The sequence below is a fragment of the Parvibaculum sp. genome (assembly GCF_049651025.1).
In the GTDB taxonomy this organism is placed as follows: domain Bacteria; phylum Pseudomonadota; class Alphaproteobacteria; order Parvibaculales; family Parvibaculaceae; genus Parvibaculum.
This window is the reverse complement of the sequence record NZ_JBASBH010000011.1, coordinates 14,939-30,187: the sequence shown is the minus strand read 5'-3', so window position 1 is coordinate 30,187 and position 15,249 is coordinate 14,939. Positions and strand designations below refer to the sequence as shown.

At 60.4% G+C, this 15,249-nt stretch carries 14 protein-coding genes; 5 read left to right on the top strand and 9 right to left on the bottom strand.

The genetic code is table 11. The features are described 5' to 3' along the window. A partial coding sequence (locus tag WA943_RS01170; RefSeq protein WP_424467861.1) for an aldehyde dehydrogenase family protein occupies nucleotides 1-527 on the top strand: 527 nt, incomplete at its 5' end. After that, entirely contained in the window at nucleotides 524-1,702 is a 1,179-nt protein-coding gene (locus WA943_RS01165; protein WP_424467859.1) for an iron-containing alcohol dehydrogenase, read from the top strand. The genes WA943_RS01170 and WA943_RS01165, both read left to right, overlap by 4 nt. Here the strand turns inward: WA943_RS01165 and WA943_RS01160 are convergent, their stop codons facing one another. Next, on the bottom strand, nucleotides 1,703-2,023 hold the full coding sequence (locus tag WA943_RS01160) for a hypothetical protein (protein WP_424467857.1): 321 nt from the start codon (nucleotides 2,021-2,023) through the stop codon (nucleotides 1,703-1,705). A gap of 109 nt (nucleotides 2,024-2,132) precedes the next feature. On the opposite strand from WA943_RS01160, the gene panC reads away from it, so the two are divergent. After that, entirely contained in the window at nucleotides 2,133-2,999 is an 867-nt protein-coding gene (gene panC / locus WA943_RS01155) for a pantoate--beta-alanine ligase (RefSeq protein ID WP_424467855.1), read from the top strand. A 17-nt stretch (nucleotides 3,000-3,016) separates the two neighbouring features. Here panC and WA943_RS01150 read toward each other — a convergent pair whose 3' ends face one another. Genes WA943_RS01150 through WA943_RS01140 form a run of 3 tightly spaced genes read right to left on the bottom strand, consistent with a single transcriptional unit; the run spans nucleotide 3,017 to nucleotide 7,083 of the window. After that, a complete protein-coding gene (locus WA943_RS01150) occupies nucleotides 3,017-3,451 on the bottom strand; it encodes a DUF1489 family protein (protein ID WP_424467853.1) in 435 nt (144 codons plus the stop codon). Between the two features lie 3 nt (nucleotides 3,452-3,454). Then, nucleotides 3,455-5,464, bottom strand: a complete 2,010-nt coding sequence (locus WA943_RS01145; protein WP_424467851.1) for an acetyl-CoA carboxylase biotin carboxylase subunit — start codon at nucleotides 5,462-5,464, stop codon at nucleotides 3,455-3,457. 11 nt (nucleotides 5,465-5,475) lie between these two features. Then, nucleotides 5,476-7,083: a carboxyl transferase domain-containing protein gene (locus WA943_RS01140; RefSeq protein ID WP_424467849.1), complete on the bottom strand. Its 1,608-nt coding sequence runs from the start codon at nucleotides 7,081-7,083 to the stop codon at nucleotides 5,476-5,478. 91 nt (nucleotides 7,084-7,174) lie between these two features. On the opposite strand from WA943_RS01140, the gene WA943_RS01135 reads away from it, so the two are divergent. Beyond that, nucleotides 7,175-7,765 carry a TetR/AcrR family transcriptional regulator gene (locus WA943_RS01135; protein ID WP_424467847.1) on the top strand — a complete coding sequence of 197 codons (591 nt, stop codon included), beginning with the start codon at nucleotides 7,175-7,177 and terminating at the stop codon, nucleotides 7,763-7,765. Here the strand turns inward: WA943_RS01135 and WA943_RS01130 are convergent. Genes WA943_RS01130 through WA943_RS01120 form a run of 3 tightly spaced genes read right to left on the bottom strand, consistent with a single transcriptional unit; the run spans nucleotide 7,755 to nucleotide 12,315 of the window. Further along, on the bottom strand, nucleotides 7,755-10,199 hold the full coding sequence (locus WA943_RS01130; RefSeq protein WP_424467845.1) for a GcvT family protein: 2,445 nt from the start codon (nucleotides 10,197-10,199) through the stop codon (nucleotides 7,755-7,757). The two genes, WA943_RS01135 and WA943_RS01130, sit on opposite strands and share 11 nt — an antisense overlap. A gap of 17 nt (nucleotides 10,200-10,216) precedes the next feature. Continuing rightward, nucleotides 10,217-11,107, bottom strand: coding sequence for a phosphotransferase (locus WA943_RS01125; RefSeq protein WP_424467843.1), 891 nt, complete (start codon nucleotides 11,105-11,107; stop codon nucleotides 10,217-10,219). An 11-nt stretch (nucleotides 11,108-11,118) separates the two neighbouring features. Further along, nucleotides 11,119-12,315 (bottom strand): acetyl-CoA C-acyltransferase, encoded by a 1,197-nt coding sequence (locus WA943_RS01120; RefSeq protein WP_424467841.1) that lies wholly within the window; start codon nucleotides 12,313-12,315, stop codon nucleotides 11,119-11,121. Between the two features lie 85 nt (nucleotides 12,316-12,400). On the opposite strand from WA943_RS01120, the gene WA943_RS01115 reads away from it, so the two are divergent. Next, nucleotides 12,401-13,276, top strand: a complete 876-nt coding sequence (locus WA943_RS01115; protein WP_424467839.1) for a phosphatase PAP2 family protein — start codon at nucleotides 12,401-12,403, stop codon at nucleotides 13,274-13,276. A 2-nt stretch (nucleotides 13,277-13,278) separates the two neighbouring features. On the opposite strand, the gene WA943_RS01110 is transcribed toward WA943_RS01115, so the two are convergent. Beyond that, entirely contained in the window at nucleotides 13,279-14,061 is a 783-nt protein-coding gene (locus tag WA943_RS01110; protein ID WP_424467837.1) for a thioesterase family protein, read from the bottom strand. Nucleotides 14,062-14,065: 4 nt separating this feature from the next. After that, on the bottom strand, nucleotides 14,066-15,238 hold the full coding sequence (locus WA943_RS01105; RefSeq protein WP_424467835.1) for an isovaleryl-CoA dehydrogenase: 1,173 nt from the start codon (nucleotides 15,236-15,238) through the stop codon (nucleotides 14,066-14,068). Between the last annotated feature and the right edge of the window lie 11 nt (nucleotides 15,239-15,249).

The window sequence follows — 15,249 nt, the reverse complement described above, 5'->3', positions numbered from 1 at the left end:
GGAAATACAAGCTCGGCTCGCCTCTCGACAGCGCAACGACGCTCGGGCCCATGGTCCGCCCGTCTGCCGCTGCCTTCGTGCGCGGTCAGGTCGAAAGCGCCGTGCGCGGTGGCGCGAAGGCGCTGATCGATGAAAAACTGTTCCCCGCCTCCAAACCCGGTACGCCCTATTTCGCGCCTCAAGTGCTGGTCAACGTGAACCATCAAATGGACATCATGCGCGAGGAAACTTTCGGCCCTGTCATCGGCATCATGAAAGTGCGATCCGACGATGAGGCGATCCAGTTGATGAACGATAGTCCATACGGGCTCACCGCTTCGATCTGGACGGAAGACGAAGACGCTGCCATCGAGATCGGCGACAAGATTGAGACAGGCACCTGGTTCATGAACCGCTGCGATTATCTCGACCCGGCGCTCGCCTGGACCGGCGTCAAGGATACGGGCCGCGGCTGCACGCTATCGCGCGTCGGCTATGAGTACCTCACACGCCCGAAAAGCTATCACCTGCGGACAAAGACATCATGATCGACAAATACGCCTCGCTTACCGGCAACTGGAACTACCCGACGAAAGTCCGCTTCGGCGCTGGTCGCATCAAGGAATTGGCCGATGCCTGCCGCGCTGCCGGTATCCGCCGCCCGTTGCTCGTCACCGATCCCGGCCTGAAGCCGCTCCCCATGATCATGGATGCCATCGGAACGCTTGAGCATGGCGGCCTCGCCTGCGCGCTCTTTGCCGATGTGCACCCAAACCCCATCGGAGCAGATGTCGAAGCGGGATTGAAAATTTACCGCGCAGGACATCACGACGGTGTCATCGTTTTCGGCGGCGGCAGCGCCATGGATGCAGGCAAGGCCATCGCCTTCATGTCCGGCCAGACGCGGCCCATGTGGGACTATGAAGATCGCGAAGATTGGTGGACGCGCGCAGATGCTGCGGGCATCGCACCCATCGTCGCCGTGCCGACAACCGCCGGCACAGGCTCCGAAGTCGGCCGCGCCGCCGTCATCGTCGACGAGCGCGACCATACGAAGAAGATCATCTTCCACCCGAAGATGCAGCCCGTGGAAGTCATCGCCGACCCGGAGCTGACCGTCGGCCTGCCCGCGCATATCACGGCGGCAACCGGAATGGATGCGCTGTCGCATAATCTCGAAGCCTATTGCAGCCCATTCTTTCATCCCCTCGGCAACGGCGTCGCGCTTGAAGGCATGCGCCTCGTCAGGGAATGGTTGCCAGTCGCCGTGAAGACCGGCAGCAATGTCGACGCCCGCGCCTATATGCTTGCGGCATCGTCGATGGGCGCAACAGCGTTCCAGAAAGGCCTCGGCGCGATGCATTCGTTGAGCCATCCCTGCTCGTCGCTGCGCGGCACGCATCACGGCCTGACCAACGCGGTCGTTATGCCCTATGTCCTCGTCCACAACAAAAGCGCCATCGAGGAAAAACTCGCGGCGTCGGCGCGCTACATGAACCTGAAGGATCAGAGCTTCAACGGCTTCGTGGATTGGATTTTGCAATTGCGCCAGGACATCGGCATTCCGAACACGCTGAAAGAGATCGGCGTCGATCTCGACATGATCCCCGAAGCCGCCCCCATGGCGATGGAAGACCCATCAACAGGCGGCAACCCGCTCCCCATGACGGTCGCGGCTTACGAGACGCTTTATCGCAATGCGATCGAGGGTCGGCTCGTCTGACTATTGCGGATGTCCGGGTATCCACGCGCCATTATTATCGTGATATCCGGGCACCCAGCCTTTCGACTTCTCGCCCGGCGCCAGCGGCGGCGTAACCGGCCCCTGGCTTTCATAAGCAGGCACATAGCCGTAGCGGCTCTGATGGCCCGGAACCAGATGTGTGGGCTGGGAGACTGTCGGCGTGGGCGCTTCGGGCATCGCGGCTGGTGGTGTGTAGCGCTGCGGCGTTACCGGCTCCCAGGGAAACTGCTGCGCGACGGCAGCCGTGCAAAACGCCAACCCGAACACGCAACCCAAAACGATCTGTCTCACCTGTTTCATGCCTCGAATGTGGGTATCCGGCCCCTCCTTTGCCAGACCGTTGAGCCGCAATCCCCTATCGTCTAATGTCCCGCCAAATTTCAGACTATTGGCCGCCCGGGTGAAATCCATGCCGCTCGATATGACAAGCTACGCCATTCCGGTTGCGCGCACCGTCGCCGATCTCCGCGCCGCCGTCGCCGACTGGCGCAGTCGGGGATTGCGGACAGGGCTCGTGCCGACAATGGGCGCGCTCCATGACGGTCATCTCTCGCTTGTCGATCTCGTCAAGACAAAAGCCGACCGCGCCATCGTCTCGATCTTCGTCAATCCAACGCAGTTCGCGCCGCATGAAGACCTCGACGCCTATCCGCGCACCGAAGCGGCAGACGCCGCGAAGCTCGCAGGCCGCGGCGATCTCATCTTCGCGCCGAACGCCGCAGAAATGTATCCGCAGGGATTCTCGACCACGGTGAGCGTCACCGGCGTTTCAGAACCGCTGGAAGGTCAGTCCCGCCCGACGCATTTTGCAGGCGTCGCAACCGTGGTTTCAAAACTGCTCCTTCAGGCCATGCCCGACCTTGCGGCATTCGGCGAAAAGGACTGGCAGCAGCTTCAAGTCATCCGCCGCATGGTCGCGGATTTGAATATCCCCGTCGAAATCCTCGGCGGCGCGATCCTACGCGAAGCGGACGGCCTCGCCATGTCATCGCGCAACGTCTATCTGTCGCCCGAAGAGCGCAAGGCCGCAGGCCAGCTCAATGTAATTATCCGTGAGGTGGCGGCAAAAGCGGCGGCGGGCGCAATCATTCCAGAGGTAACGCGCGAAGGCACCGACCGCATCCGCGCCCGTGGCTTCGACCATGTGGATTATCTGGAAATCCGCGATGCCTCGACGCTTGAGATATTCCCGTCAGGCCACGTCACGGCACCGGCACGCATTCTTGTCGCCGCAAAAATAGGACGCACACGTCTTATCGACAATATGCCGGTCTAGTCGCGCGGACACAGAGACTAGAGCAGGCCCAGCGCCTCAAGTTCAGCTCTCATCTCTTCGGGCATATCGTCATCTTCTTCGACGCCCTTCACATCGGCAGGCGCGTCCTTCGTCTCAAAATAGCGCCATCCCTGAAAAGGCCGCCTCTCGCGCCGCCGCGTCAGGACGATCTCGGGGTCCAGCACCAGCTTGCAGCGCCTGATGCCCTCCCCATCGATGAAAGGCTCAATATCGAGCAGCCGCTGGCGGCAGCGTATATGGCCCTTCATCACCCAATAGAGCGATCCGCCATCGAGGAGTTCCGCCGCCCGCGTCGGCACCATACGGGTGATATGCGCGAGCACGGGTTTTTCCTTGCGCTTCCGCTTCTCGGCAAGACGCTCTGTCTGCCATGTCCGCAGATCCTCGACGTCTTCCGCGCCGACACAAAGCTTGATGAGATGAAGCGTCAACCGCTAAGCCTTTTCCTCAAACACGACAAGCGTCGCACCGGCCTCCACTTGATCGCCGGCCGCGATATTGACGGAGGCTATGACGCCATCGGCAGCAGCCGCAAGCGTTTGCTCCATCTTCATCGCTTCCATCACGACAAGCGCAGCCCCTTTGCTGACTTTCGCGCCTGCTTCCACCAGCACCTGAACAACCTTGCCCGGCATCGGCGCCTTCAGCGAGCCCGTATCGGCTTCGGACGCAACATCGACATCGAGAGGGTCGATATTTGTGAACTCGTAAACCGAGCCATGATGGATAAGGCTAAACCCGTGAGCGCCCCGTACAAATGCCGCCTTCACCCTCTTGCCGTCAACGATAGCGACAATCTCGCCATCAGCGGAGAGCGTGCCGGACACAAGATATTCCGTCGCATTATGAGTGAAATGCACGCCCTGCCCTCTGGGCGTAACCGGTATTGAAACCACTTCGCCATCAAGGACAAATTTCAGAACCTCGCTGCGATGACCGCCGATGATCCATTCATCCGTCGCTGCCCAAGGCGACCAGGGGTCGCTTGTCCCCACCTGGCCCGCCCGGTAGGCGCGCGCACGGTCATGCAAATGCCCGACAAGCGCCGCACCCAGTACATCCGCGCCTAAAGCCTGCGTCGGCACAAGCTGCTCAAGATGCCGGTCGATAAAGCCGGTATCTATATCCGCCTTCTGAAAGGCCTCATGCCCCATGACAGCGGCGAGAAAGGCAAGATTGGTCTTCGGCCCGGCGACTTCCATGCCGAGCAGAAAGCGCCGCAAACGCGCCAGAGCAATATCCCGCGTCTCTCCATGCGAAATGATCTTGCCGATCATCGGATCGTAGAACATGGAAACTTCGTCGCCTTCTTCGACGCCCATATCCATGCGGATATTTGCATCTTCCGGCGCGCGCAAACGGGCGAGCTTGCCCGTCGAGGGGAAGAATTTCTTCGCCGGGTCTTCGGCGTAAAGCCGCACTTCAACGGCATGGCCCTCAAGCGGAATCTCGTCCTGCGTCAGCGGAAGCTTTTCGCCTGCTGCGACCAGCAACTGCCAGGCAACAAGATCGGTGCCCGTAATCGCTTCAGTCACCGGATGCTCGACCTGCAAACGCGTGTTCATCTCCATGAACCAGAATGCATCCGCGCGAAGCCCTCGCGACGCATCGGCGATAAACTCGATGGTCCCCGCACCGCGGTAACCAATAGCCTTCGCCGCCGCCACAGCGGCCTCGCCCATCGCGCGACGCATCTCAGGCGGCATGTCAGGCGCAGGCGCTTCCTCGATCACCTTCTGGTGGCGGCGCTGCAATGAACAATCGCGCTCATGCAGATAAACGGCATTGCCATGCGCATCGGCAAAGACCTGAATTTCAATATGGCGCGGGCGCGCGACATATTTTTCGACCAGCACGCGCTCATCGCCAAACGCCGCGCCCGCCTCGCGCTGCGCCGATTTCAGCTCCGCCTCAAAACGTGCAGGGTCATCGACGCGGCGCATACCCTTGCCGCCGCCGCCCGCCACCGCCTTGATAAGAACCGGATAGCCAATCTTCTGCGCTTCGCCTTCAAGGAAGCGAGCATCTTGCATATCGCCATGATAGCCGGGGACAACGGGCACGCCCGCCTTTTCCATCAGCGCCTTGGCTGCGTCTTTCAGGCCCATCGCCTTGATGGCCGAAGCCGGTGGCCCAACGAAGACAATGCCCGCTTTTTCGCAAGCATCCGCAAAAGCGACATTCTCCGACAGGAACCCATATCCCGGATGGATCGCCTCGGCCCCCGCAGCCTTCGCCGCCGCGATGATCTTCTCGATGACGAGATAGCTTTCCTTCGCCGCGGCCGGGCCGATGTGAACAGCCTCGTCCGCCTCGCGAACGTGATAAGCGCCGGCATCGGCATCCGAATAGACGGCAATCGTGCGAATGCCCAACGCGCGCGCCGTGCGTATGACGCGCACCGCGATTTCGCTGCGATTGGCAATGAGGAGGGATTTGAACATGTGCTTCTCCCTCACATCCGGAACACGCCGAAGCGCGTCTCCGGCACAGGTGTATTCAACGTCGCGGAAAAAGACAGCGCCAGCACGCGGCGCGTTTCGGCGGGAGTAATGATCCCATCGTCCCAGAGGCGAGCCGTCGCAAAGTAAGGATGCCCCTCCTCCTCGTAACGCTGGCGCACAGGTGCCTTGAAGGCATCTTCCTCTTCCACGCTCCACGCCTCGCCGCGCGCTTCCATGCCCTCGCGCTTCACGGTTGCCAGCACGCTCGCCGCCTGTTCGCCACCCATGACGGATATGCGCGCATTGGGCCATGTAAACAAAAACCGTGGAGAATATGCCCGCCCGCACATGCCGTAATTTCCCGCACCATATGAGCCGCCGATCACCAGCGTGATCTTCGGCACATCGGCACAGGCAACAGCCGTCACCATTTTCGCGCCGTCCTTGGCAATGCCGCCCGTCTCATATTCGCGCCCCACCATGAAGCCCGCGATGTTCTGCAGAAAGAGAAGCGGTATGCGTCGCTGGCAACAAAGCTCGACGAAATGCGCAACCTTCAGCGCCGATTCCGAGAAGAGAATGCCGTTATTCGCAACGATACCGATGGGCATTCCGTGGAGATGCGCAAAGCCCGTCACGACAGTCGTGCCGTAAAGCTTCTTGAATTCGTCAAACTCGGATCGATCGACAAGGCGCGCAATGACCTCGCGCACGTCGTACTGGATCGACAGGGAATGCGGCACGACACCGTTCAACTCGCTCGCGTCGTAAAGCGGCGCCTGCGGCTCGCGCAATGGGATGTTGACGTTTTTTTGCCGATTGAGCGTGCTTGCGATCTGCCGCGCAATCGCAAGCGCATGAGTATCATCCATCGCATAATGGTCGGTGACGCCGGACTTGCGCGAATGAACATCCGCGCCGCCGAGATCTTCGGCCGTCACAATCTCGCCTGTCGCCGCTTTGACGAGCGGCGGCCCACCGAGAAAAATCGTGCCCTGCTTGCGGACGATGATTGTTTCATCTGACATGGCTGGAACATATGCGCCGCCTGCGGTGCAGGAGCCCATGACCACGGCGACCTGCGGAATACCCTTCGACGACATGCGCGCCTGATTGAAGAAAATGCGCCCGAAATGTTCGCGGTCAGGAAAGATGTCCGCCTGATTGGGCAGGTTTGCGCCGCCTGAATCCACGAGATAGAAACAGGGCAAATTATTTTCGAGCGCCACTTCCTGCGCGCGCAAATGCTTCTTCACCGTGACGGGATAATAGGTGCCGCCCTTGATCGTCGCATCGTTGCAAACGATGACACTCTCCTGGCCTGCCACGCGGCCAATGCCCGTGATGATGCCAGCCCCGTTGATCGCCTCGCCATACATGCCGTTTGCCGCCATCGGCGACAGCTCAAGAAACGACGTGCCGGGATCGATCAACCCATATACGCGATCGCGCGGCAGCAGCTTTCCGCGCGACACATGCCGATCGCGCGAGCGCTTGTCCCCACCTTCCGCCGCCCTGGCTCTATCCGCTTGCAGCGTCTCTACAAGCCGGTCCATGGCCGCCGCATTCTCTTTGAAGCGGGCATCTCGCGTGTTGATATTCGTCTTCAGGATCGCCATGGCAAAACCGGTGCTGGATTTTTTATAGAAACGATCATACGTTCGTTTCTGGCGTTGAACAAGGCGCCTCTGAAACAGGACCGAAATAGCCATGAGCAGAACGGTCGGCTCATCAGGGCCGAAAACACTGGCCGCCATTCGCGAGGCCGGGCTGCAACTCATCTATACGGGTGGTTACGATGCCATGACCTTGCGTCAACTGGCGACCAAGGTCGGCCTGCAGCCGGGATCGCTCTACAATCACATTGCGACGAAACAGGATCTGCTCTTCGACCTGATCTACAATCACATGGTCGTTCTTCTGGAGCGTGTCGATGCGGAACTCGATGGCATCGACGACCCGCTCGCTCGCCTGAAAGCCTTCACGGCCTTTCACCTCACCTATCATATCGAGCGCAAACGCGAAGTTTTCATCGGGTCCGCCGAACTCAGAAGCCTTGCGCCAAAGAACAGAAAGCGCATCGTCGCCCTTCGCCGCGCCTATGAAGACCGCCTCTACACCATCCTCGAAAAAGGCGCTGCCCAGAAAAAATTCGACATCGTGGATCTGCGCGTCGGCACCTATGCGATCCTCGCCATGCTGACCGGCATCTGCACCTGGTACAATCCCAAGGGCCGCATCGACCGCAAGACGCTGATCGACGTTCACACGCGACTGGTTCTCGACGGCGTCATGCCTTGACCCGCGCCGATTGCGGATCATATAGCGGCTCCATATGCACTTCGCATGGCACCCGCTCCGTCGCCACCTCAAGCTCGTAACGCCCGCTCATGATGAAGTCGCGATCGACGCCACCAGCCCGCCGGACATAGCCATAGCCGATATTCGTGGCCATCGTGTAGCCCCAGCCGCCGCTGGTCAGCCATCCGACGCGCTCGCCATCGCGCAAAATCGTCTCCCGGCCCCAAAGCGCAACATCGGGATCGGCAAGGGTGAAACAGGCCATCTGTTTTTTTAGCGGTGCGTCCCGCGGCGCAAGCAACGCATCGCGCCCGAGGAAATCAGTGCCCTTCTTTAGCTTTACCGCCCAGCCAAGACCCGCTTCAAAAGGCGTATGATCCGGCCCGATATCCGCCCCCCAGGCGCGATAGCCCTTTTCAAGACGCAGCGATTCAATCGCGCGATAACCTGCATCGACAAGGCCGAACGCTCCGCCCTCACGTTTCAACGCATCATAGACGCTGAGCGCCAATTCCGTTGGGATGTGAAGCTCCCAACCAAGCTCGCCGACATAGGTCACGCGAAGTGCGAGCACAGGCGCGCCAGCAATGACGATGCCCCGGCAATGCGCAAAGGGAAACGATGCGTTCGAAACATCGTCGCGGGTCACGCGGGACAGCACATCACGAGCGTTGGGTCCCATAAGCGCAAACGTCGCATAGGCTGACGTTACATCGACAAGCTGCGCATCCATGTTCGCGGGGATATTGCGCATGATCCAGTCGAAGTCATGCGTCGCAAAGCCGGTGCCCGTCACAATGTAAAAACGATCTTCCGCAAGCCGCGCCACGGTCAGATCGCATTCGATGCCGCCTTTGGCATTCAGCATTTGCGTATAGGTAAGCGTGCCCGGCGCCCTCGTCACATTATTCGCGCAGATCCAGTCGAGCGCCGCTGCTGCGTCGCGCCCGACCATCATGAATTTCGCAAACGATGTCTGATCGAAAAGGGCCACGCGCTCGCGCGCTGCCTGATGCTCATATCCGACGGCGTCAAACCAGTTCGGACGCGCGAAGCTATAGAGCTCCACCGCCTCGCCACCATTGCGCGCGAACCAGTTCGGACGCTCCCATCCGAGCTTCTCGCCAAACACGGCGCCCGCGGCTTTCAGCCGGTCATATAGCGGCGAACGCCTGAGCGGCCGACCGCTTGCATGCTCCTCACCGGGCCAACCGATGGAATAGTGCTTTCCATATAGTTCAAGCGTGCGCGCCCGCACCCAGTCGACATCGCGATGCGGACGTCCGAAGCGGCGTATATCAACGGGCCAGAGATCGTAAGGCTGCTCGCCCGCCACCGCCCATTCCGCCAGCGCTTTGCCCGCGCCACCGGCCGATGCGATACCGAATGCATTGAAACCCGCACCTATAAAAAGCCGAGGACATTCCGATGCTTCGCCGAGGATAAAGTTTCCGTCAGGCGTGAAGCTTTCCGGGCCGTTGATCATCTCCTTGATGCCGACGGATTCCAGCGCAGGCACGCGCATGATCGCGCGTTCCATGATCTGTTCGAAATGATCCCAATCATTGTTGAGCAAGGTGAAATGGAAACCTTCAGGGATGCCGTCAACCGCCCAGGGTTTCGGATTGGGCTCATAGCCGCCCATGGTCACCCCGCCCACCTCCTCACGGAAATAAATCAGGTTGTCTGGGTCGCGCATGGTCGGCAGATCGCGCGTCACGCCCGCGATGGGCTCGGTGATAAGATATTGATGCTCTACTGACACAAGCGGCACGTTGACGCCAACTTGCGCGGCAACCTCGCGCGTCCACTGTCCTGCACAGAGGATAACTGTATCGCACGCAATCTTGCCAAAGGGCGTCGTGACGCCGGTAATGCCGCGCGCATCGCGATCGATTGACGTAACCGGGCAATCTTCGATGATCTTCGCGCCATGCATGCGTGCGCCGCGCGCCAGCGCCTGCGTAATATCGGATGGATTGGCCTGACCATCGGACGGCAGAAACACCGCGCCGACTATGCCCTCCAGTGACATGACCGGCCACAAATCCTGTGCCTCTTTCGGGCTCAACATGTGCATTTCGAGGCCGAAACTGCGCGCCGTCGTCACCTGACGTTTCAGTTCGATCATGCGCGGCTCGGAGCAAGCGAGGCGCAATCCACCTGTCTGCCGCCAACCCGTCGAAAGTCCCGTCTCCTTCTCAAGTTCCGCATAGAGAGAAACGGAGTGCCCGAGAAGTTGCGTGATGTTGGCTGAGTTTCGCAACTGGCCGACAAGCCCGGCCGCGTGGAAGGTGCTGCCGCTGGTGAGTTTCGCGCGCTCCAGCAAAACGACATCCGTCCAGCCGAGCTTCGCCAGATGATAGGCCGTCGAACAACCGATGATACCGCCGCCTATGACGACAGCGCGAGCATGGGAGGGAACGGAGGTCATGGGAAATCACGCCGGAGTCAGAGTTTGCAAAAATCCTGATAGGCTCGTTCGAAGCGCGCAAGATTTTCAGCCGTATAGGCCGAATAGTCGAAGGCAACTTTTGAATGCCGTTCAGACACCATGCTCCACATCGTTTCGCGGAGCAATGACGCGACCTTCATGGCGGAATATCGGTACCAGAGATCATCGTCGATCAGCTGATCGAAATAGAGCGCGAGGAAATACCGCTCCAGCGCCTCGTCGAACTCGTTATTCGATGCAAGATTGGCGAGATCGAAAAGCGGGCTATTGAAACCCGCATATTCCCAATCGATCATCCATATGCGCTCGCCGTCATCCAGCAGATTGCCCGCGAGCATATCGTTATGCCCGAAAACCAGATCGATCGGGCCGACCGCGCTTTCAAGTTGCCGGGCACACGCCATCAACTGGCCAAGCGCCGGTGTGTATTGGCTGGCCTCGTCTTTCAGCCGTGCTGCATAGTCGCGCAGCACATGGAAAACCCAGAAGGTCAGAACCGGCCCGCGAAGATGAAGCGGCACGATGCGGTGACATGTCTGCAGGACCGGAACGAAGCGCTCAATGAAACCGGGCGAGCGAATGCCCTCAGGCGTCATCGTCTTGCCATCGATGAAGCGCGTCACGATAACGCCCGGCGCCGAGTGAACAACCTCCGGTGCTATGCCCGCCAGAAATGCGGCGCGGTTCGCCGTCAATTCATTGAAGCGCAGTACCTGATGGACGGGGATATCTTCGCCGATACGCACGACAAACGTCGTCGCGCCGTCGCGTACATAAAAATTCAGATTGGTGATGCCACCCGCAAGTGGCTCGGGATCGACCGGGCCCGACCAGAAATCGAGCCGCCTTGCAAGTTCTCTCGCCTCGCTCGCTCGATCTCCGGCCAAATATCCGCTCCTTAAAGCAGCTCCACCGCCAGCGCCGTCGCCTCGCCGCCGCCGATGCAAAGCGACGCGACACCCCGCTTGCCGCCCTTCTGCTTCAAGGCGTTAAGCAGCGTCACGATGATGCGCGCGCCGGACGCGCCAATGGGGTGACCGAGCGCGCAAGCGCCGCCATAGACATTGACGTTGGCATGCGTGAGCTGAAGCTCCTTCATCGCCGCCATCGCAACGACCGCAAAGGCCTCATTGATTTCGTAGAGGTCGACATCGTTCTTGGTCCAGCCCACGCGGTCGAGCAGCTTTTGCATGGCGCCGATGGGAGCCGTCGAAAACCAGGCGGGTGCCTGCGCATGCATTGCATGTCCGCGAATGGCGGCAAGCGGCGTCAGCCCGCGACGATTGGCTTCCGACAGACGCATCAGAACGAGTGCGGCAGCGCCATCCGAAATGGAGCTGGAATTCGCCGCCGTCACCGAACCGTCCTTGGCGAAGGCAGGCTTCAGCGTCGGAATTTTTGCGGCATCAGCCTTGGCAGGTTGCTCGTCCTGCACGATCTCGACTTCGCCTTTACGCGTCTTGACCGCGACCGGCACGATCTCCGGCGCGAAGCTGCCGTCTTCCCCTGCTCGCTTGGCGCGGTTGAGCGACTCCACCGCATAGGCGTCCTGCGCCTCGCGCGAGAATTGATAGGAGCGCGCCGTCTCTTCGGCATAGGCGCCCATCAGGCGACCCTCATAGGCATCCTCCAGACCATCGAGGAACATATGGTCCTTGACCTCGCCGTGACCGAGGCGCAATCCGCCACGCGCCTTGGGTAGCAGATAGGGCGCATTCGTCATGCTCTCCATGCCGCCTGCGATGATGACGCTTCCGTGGCCCGCAATCAGCGCATCATGCGCCATCATCACGGCCTTCATGCCCGAGCCGCACATCTTGTTGATGGTCGTGCACGGCGTGCTTTCGTCAAGGCCGCCCTTGAGCGCCGCCTGACGCGCCGGTGCCTGCTTGGCTCCCGCTGACAAGACGCAGCCCATCAGCACTTCGTCCACGGATGTTGCCGAAAGCCCCGCCCGCTCCACGGCCGCCCGCACAGCCACAGCACCAAGCTCCGGACCCGTCAGATCGGAGAGCACGCCTTGAAACCCGCCCATAGGCGTGCGCGCGGCGCTGGCGATAACGACGGGGTCGGCTGCATGAACGGGCTGGGACATGGGATTTCCTCGGGGTATTGTTTTAATCAACAAGGCAGGTCGGATTCGAAACCTAGCCTAAAACGGGAAACGGGGGGAGCTTCACGTGAACTTTCTGCACGATATGGATTGGGTGCTGCCGCTGCGAAGCGATGGTGCAACGCAACTTGCCAATGCCTTTACCTGGCTTGGCTACACGACATTTTTCCTGATCGCCCTGCCCCTGAGCTACTGGCTCTGGGACCGCGGACGCGCCATGCGGCTCGTCGTGCTCATTGCAATAACGGCCGTTATCAACGGCTGGCTGAAAGATCTCTGGCAGGACCCACGACCCGATCCAAAATATTGGCTCGATCAGCGTGTCGCAGGCTCTTACGGGCGGCCGAGCGGGCATGCGCAGGTCGCCATCGCCATGTGGTTCTGGATCGCCTACGAGTTGAAACGCTCCTGGGCCTGGGCCGCCGCCATCTTCATCGTGGCTGGCGTGTGCCTCAGCCGCCTCTATCTCGGCGTCCATGACATAGACGATATCCTGACCGGCCTTTCGCTCGGACTGATCGGCATTTTCATTTTCGTCTGGTTTCTGTCTTCGACCTTCGACGCCATTCGTAAAATGCCGGGGATAGCGCATCTTGCCATCATCGTGGCTGTCGGCGTCGTGCTGTTCCTCACCTGGCCCAACGGCGAAAAGCCTGACCAAACGGTTGGCGTGCTCGCTCTCCTGTTCGGCTGGGTGCTCGGCGCGGATATGGACCACCGCCTCGCGCCGAACACGCCGATCCTCCCCGCCTGGTGGGTACGCATCGCCATGGGCATTGCGGGCGTCGTCGTCCTCTTCGCGCTGCAGACAGGGCTCAACAGCGCAGCCCATCAACTCGGTATCGAAGGCGTCGCGACAAGCTATGCCGTCGCCGCCATCCTGGGCTTCTACATGACGGGTATTGCGCCGCTGGCCTTCCGCGCCGTGAAGCTGGTGAGGTAACTCTAGCGCTTCTCGATCACGAGGCTCTGAACACAGCGGCCGAAATATCCCTGCTCGTCGGCGAGACGGCCTGCGGCCATGCCGATGCCCGTCTCGTCGACCCATGTCTCGGCGTCGAGCAGGACCCACTCGCCGACAGGCATCCGCATCAGGCTGATCGACAGATCGCCGTTGAGGAACGTCCAGTCGCGGCCAAGAACGGATGAAACGCCGTTGGAAAAATCCGCTGTCATCGCGGCGCGCATCAAGGGCGAATTGCTCTCTCCCGCGACAATCGGGCGGACGGAACGAAACCAGCAGGCTGCCGGTCCACCTGCGCCCAAAAGATCAAATCCGCCTTTGGCATTTCTGATATCGAGCCCGGAGATAAAGCCGCTGCTGCTGCGGATCGTTTCGTCGATCGGCGGCGACTCCGATGCCGAGGGAAACGTCACCGCCGCGCCCGCCACGTCTTTCAACTCTGTATAGTCGCCGCTGCGGATCTTGAGCGCACTCGCCCGCACCACTTCCTTGCCCCCGGATAAAAGGCTGACGGCGCAGAGTTGAATCTTGCGCCCCTCGCGCACAACCTCGCTTTTGATTTCAAGCGGACCGATCGGCACGGGCCGAAGGAGATCGAGCGTCAAACGCGCAACCTGCATCGGCACGGCAGTCGGAATGCCCTCGACCACCCATGCGACAAGCGATGCGGGCGCACCGCCATGCTGCATCGACGGATCCCATGGGCCTGCGGCAAAAGGGGTCGCATGCGCGACCGCGCCATTCACTTCAAAAACTGTATTCATCGGATCAGGCCGTCTCGTTGAAAAGTTCACGCCCGATGAGCATGCGGCGGATTTCGCTTGTCCCCGCTCCGATCTCATAAAGCTTTGCATCGCGCAGCAACCGGCCCGTTGCGTAGTCGTTGATATAACCGTTGCCGCCCAGGGTCTGGATCGCCTCGAGCGCCATCCATGTCGCCTTCTCTGCGGCATAGAGGATCGCGCCTGCGGCGTCCTTGCGCGTCGTCTGCCCGCGATCGCAGGCTTTCGCCACCGCATAGACATAGGCGCGGCATGCATTCATCGTGGAATACATGTCGGCCAGCTTGCCCTGCATGAGCTGAAACGTGCCGATGGGTTCGCCGAACTGTTTGCGCTCATGCACGTAAGGGATCACTTCGTCCATGCAGGCCTGCATGATGCCGAGCGGCCCCGCTGCAAGAACGGCGCGCTCATAGTCGAGACCCGACATGAGAACGCGCACGCCTTCATTGAGTTTGCCGAGAACATTTTCCTCGGGCACTTCGCAATCTTCAAAGACCAGCTCGGCGGTGTTCGAACCGCGCATACCGAGCTTGTCGAGTTTCTGCGCCGCGCGGAAACCCTTGAAATCTTTCTCGATCAAAAACGGCGTGATGCCCTTCGGCCCGGCCGCCGGATCGGTCTTTGCATAGACGATCAGCGTGTCGGCATCGGGACCGTTGGTAATCCACATCTTGTTACCGTTGAGCACAAAACGATCGCCGCGCTTCTCCGCTTTCAGCCGCATGGAAACGACGTCCGAACCGGCGCCCGGCTCGGACATGGCAAGCGCGCCGACATGCTCGCCGGAGATCAGCTTCGGCAAATATTTGCGCTTCTGCGCTTCCGTGCCCCAGCGGCGCAATTGATTGACGCAGAGATTGGAATGCGCACCGTAAGACAAGCCGACGCTTGCAGACCCGCGGCTGATTTCCTCCATGGCGATGACATGCTCGAGATAGCCAAGGCCCGCGCCGCCGAACTCCTCTTCAACGGTAATCCCCAGAAGACCGAGGTTTCCAAGTTCGGGCCAGAGATCGCGAGGAAACGTATTGGTACGGTCGATCTCGGCCGCACGCGGCGCGATCTTGTCCGCGGTGAAGGCGCGCACCGTATCGCGGATCATGTCGGCGGTTTCGCCGAGATCGAAGTCGAGGGACTGAAAGCTGTTAACGGACATGGCGGACAGTT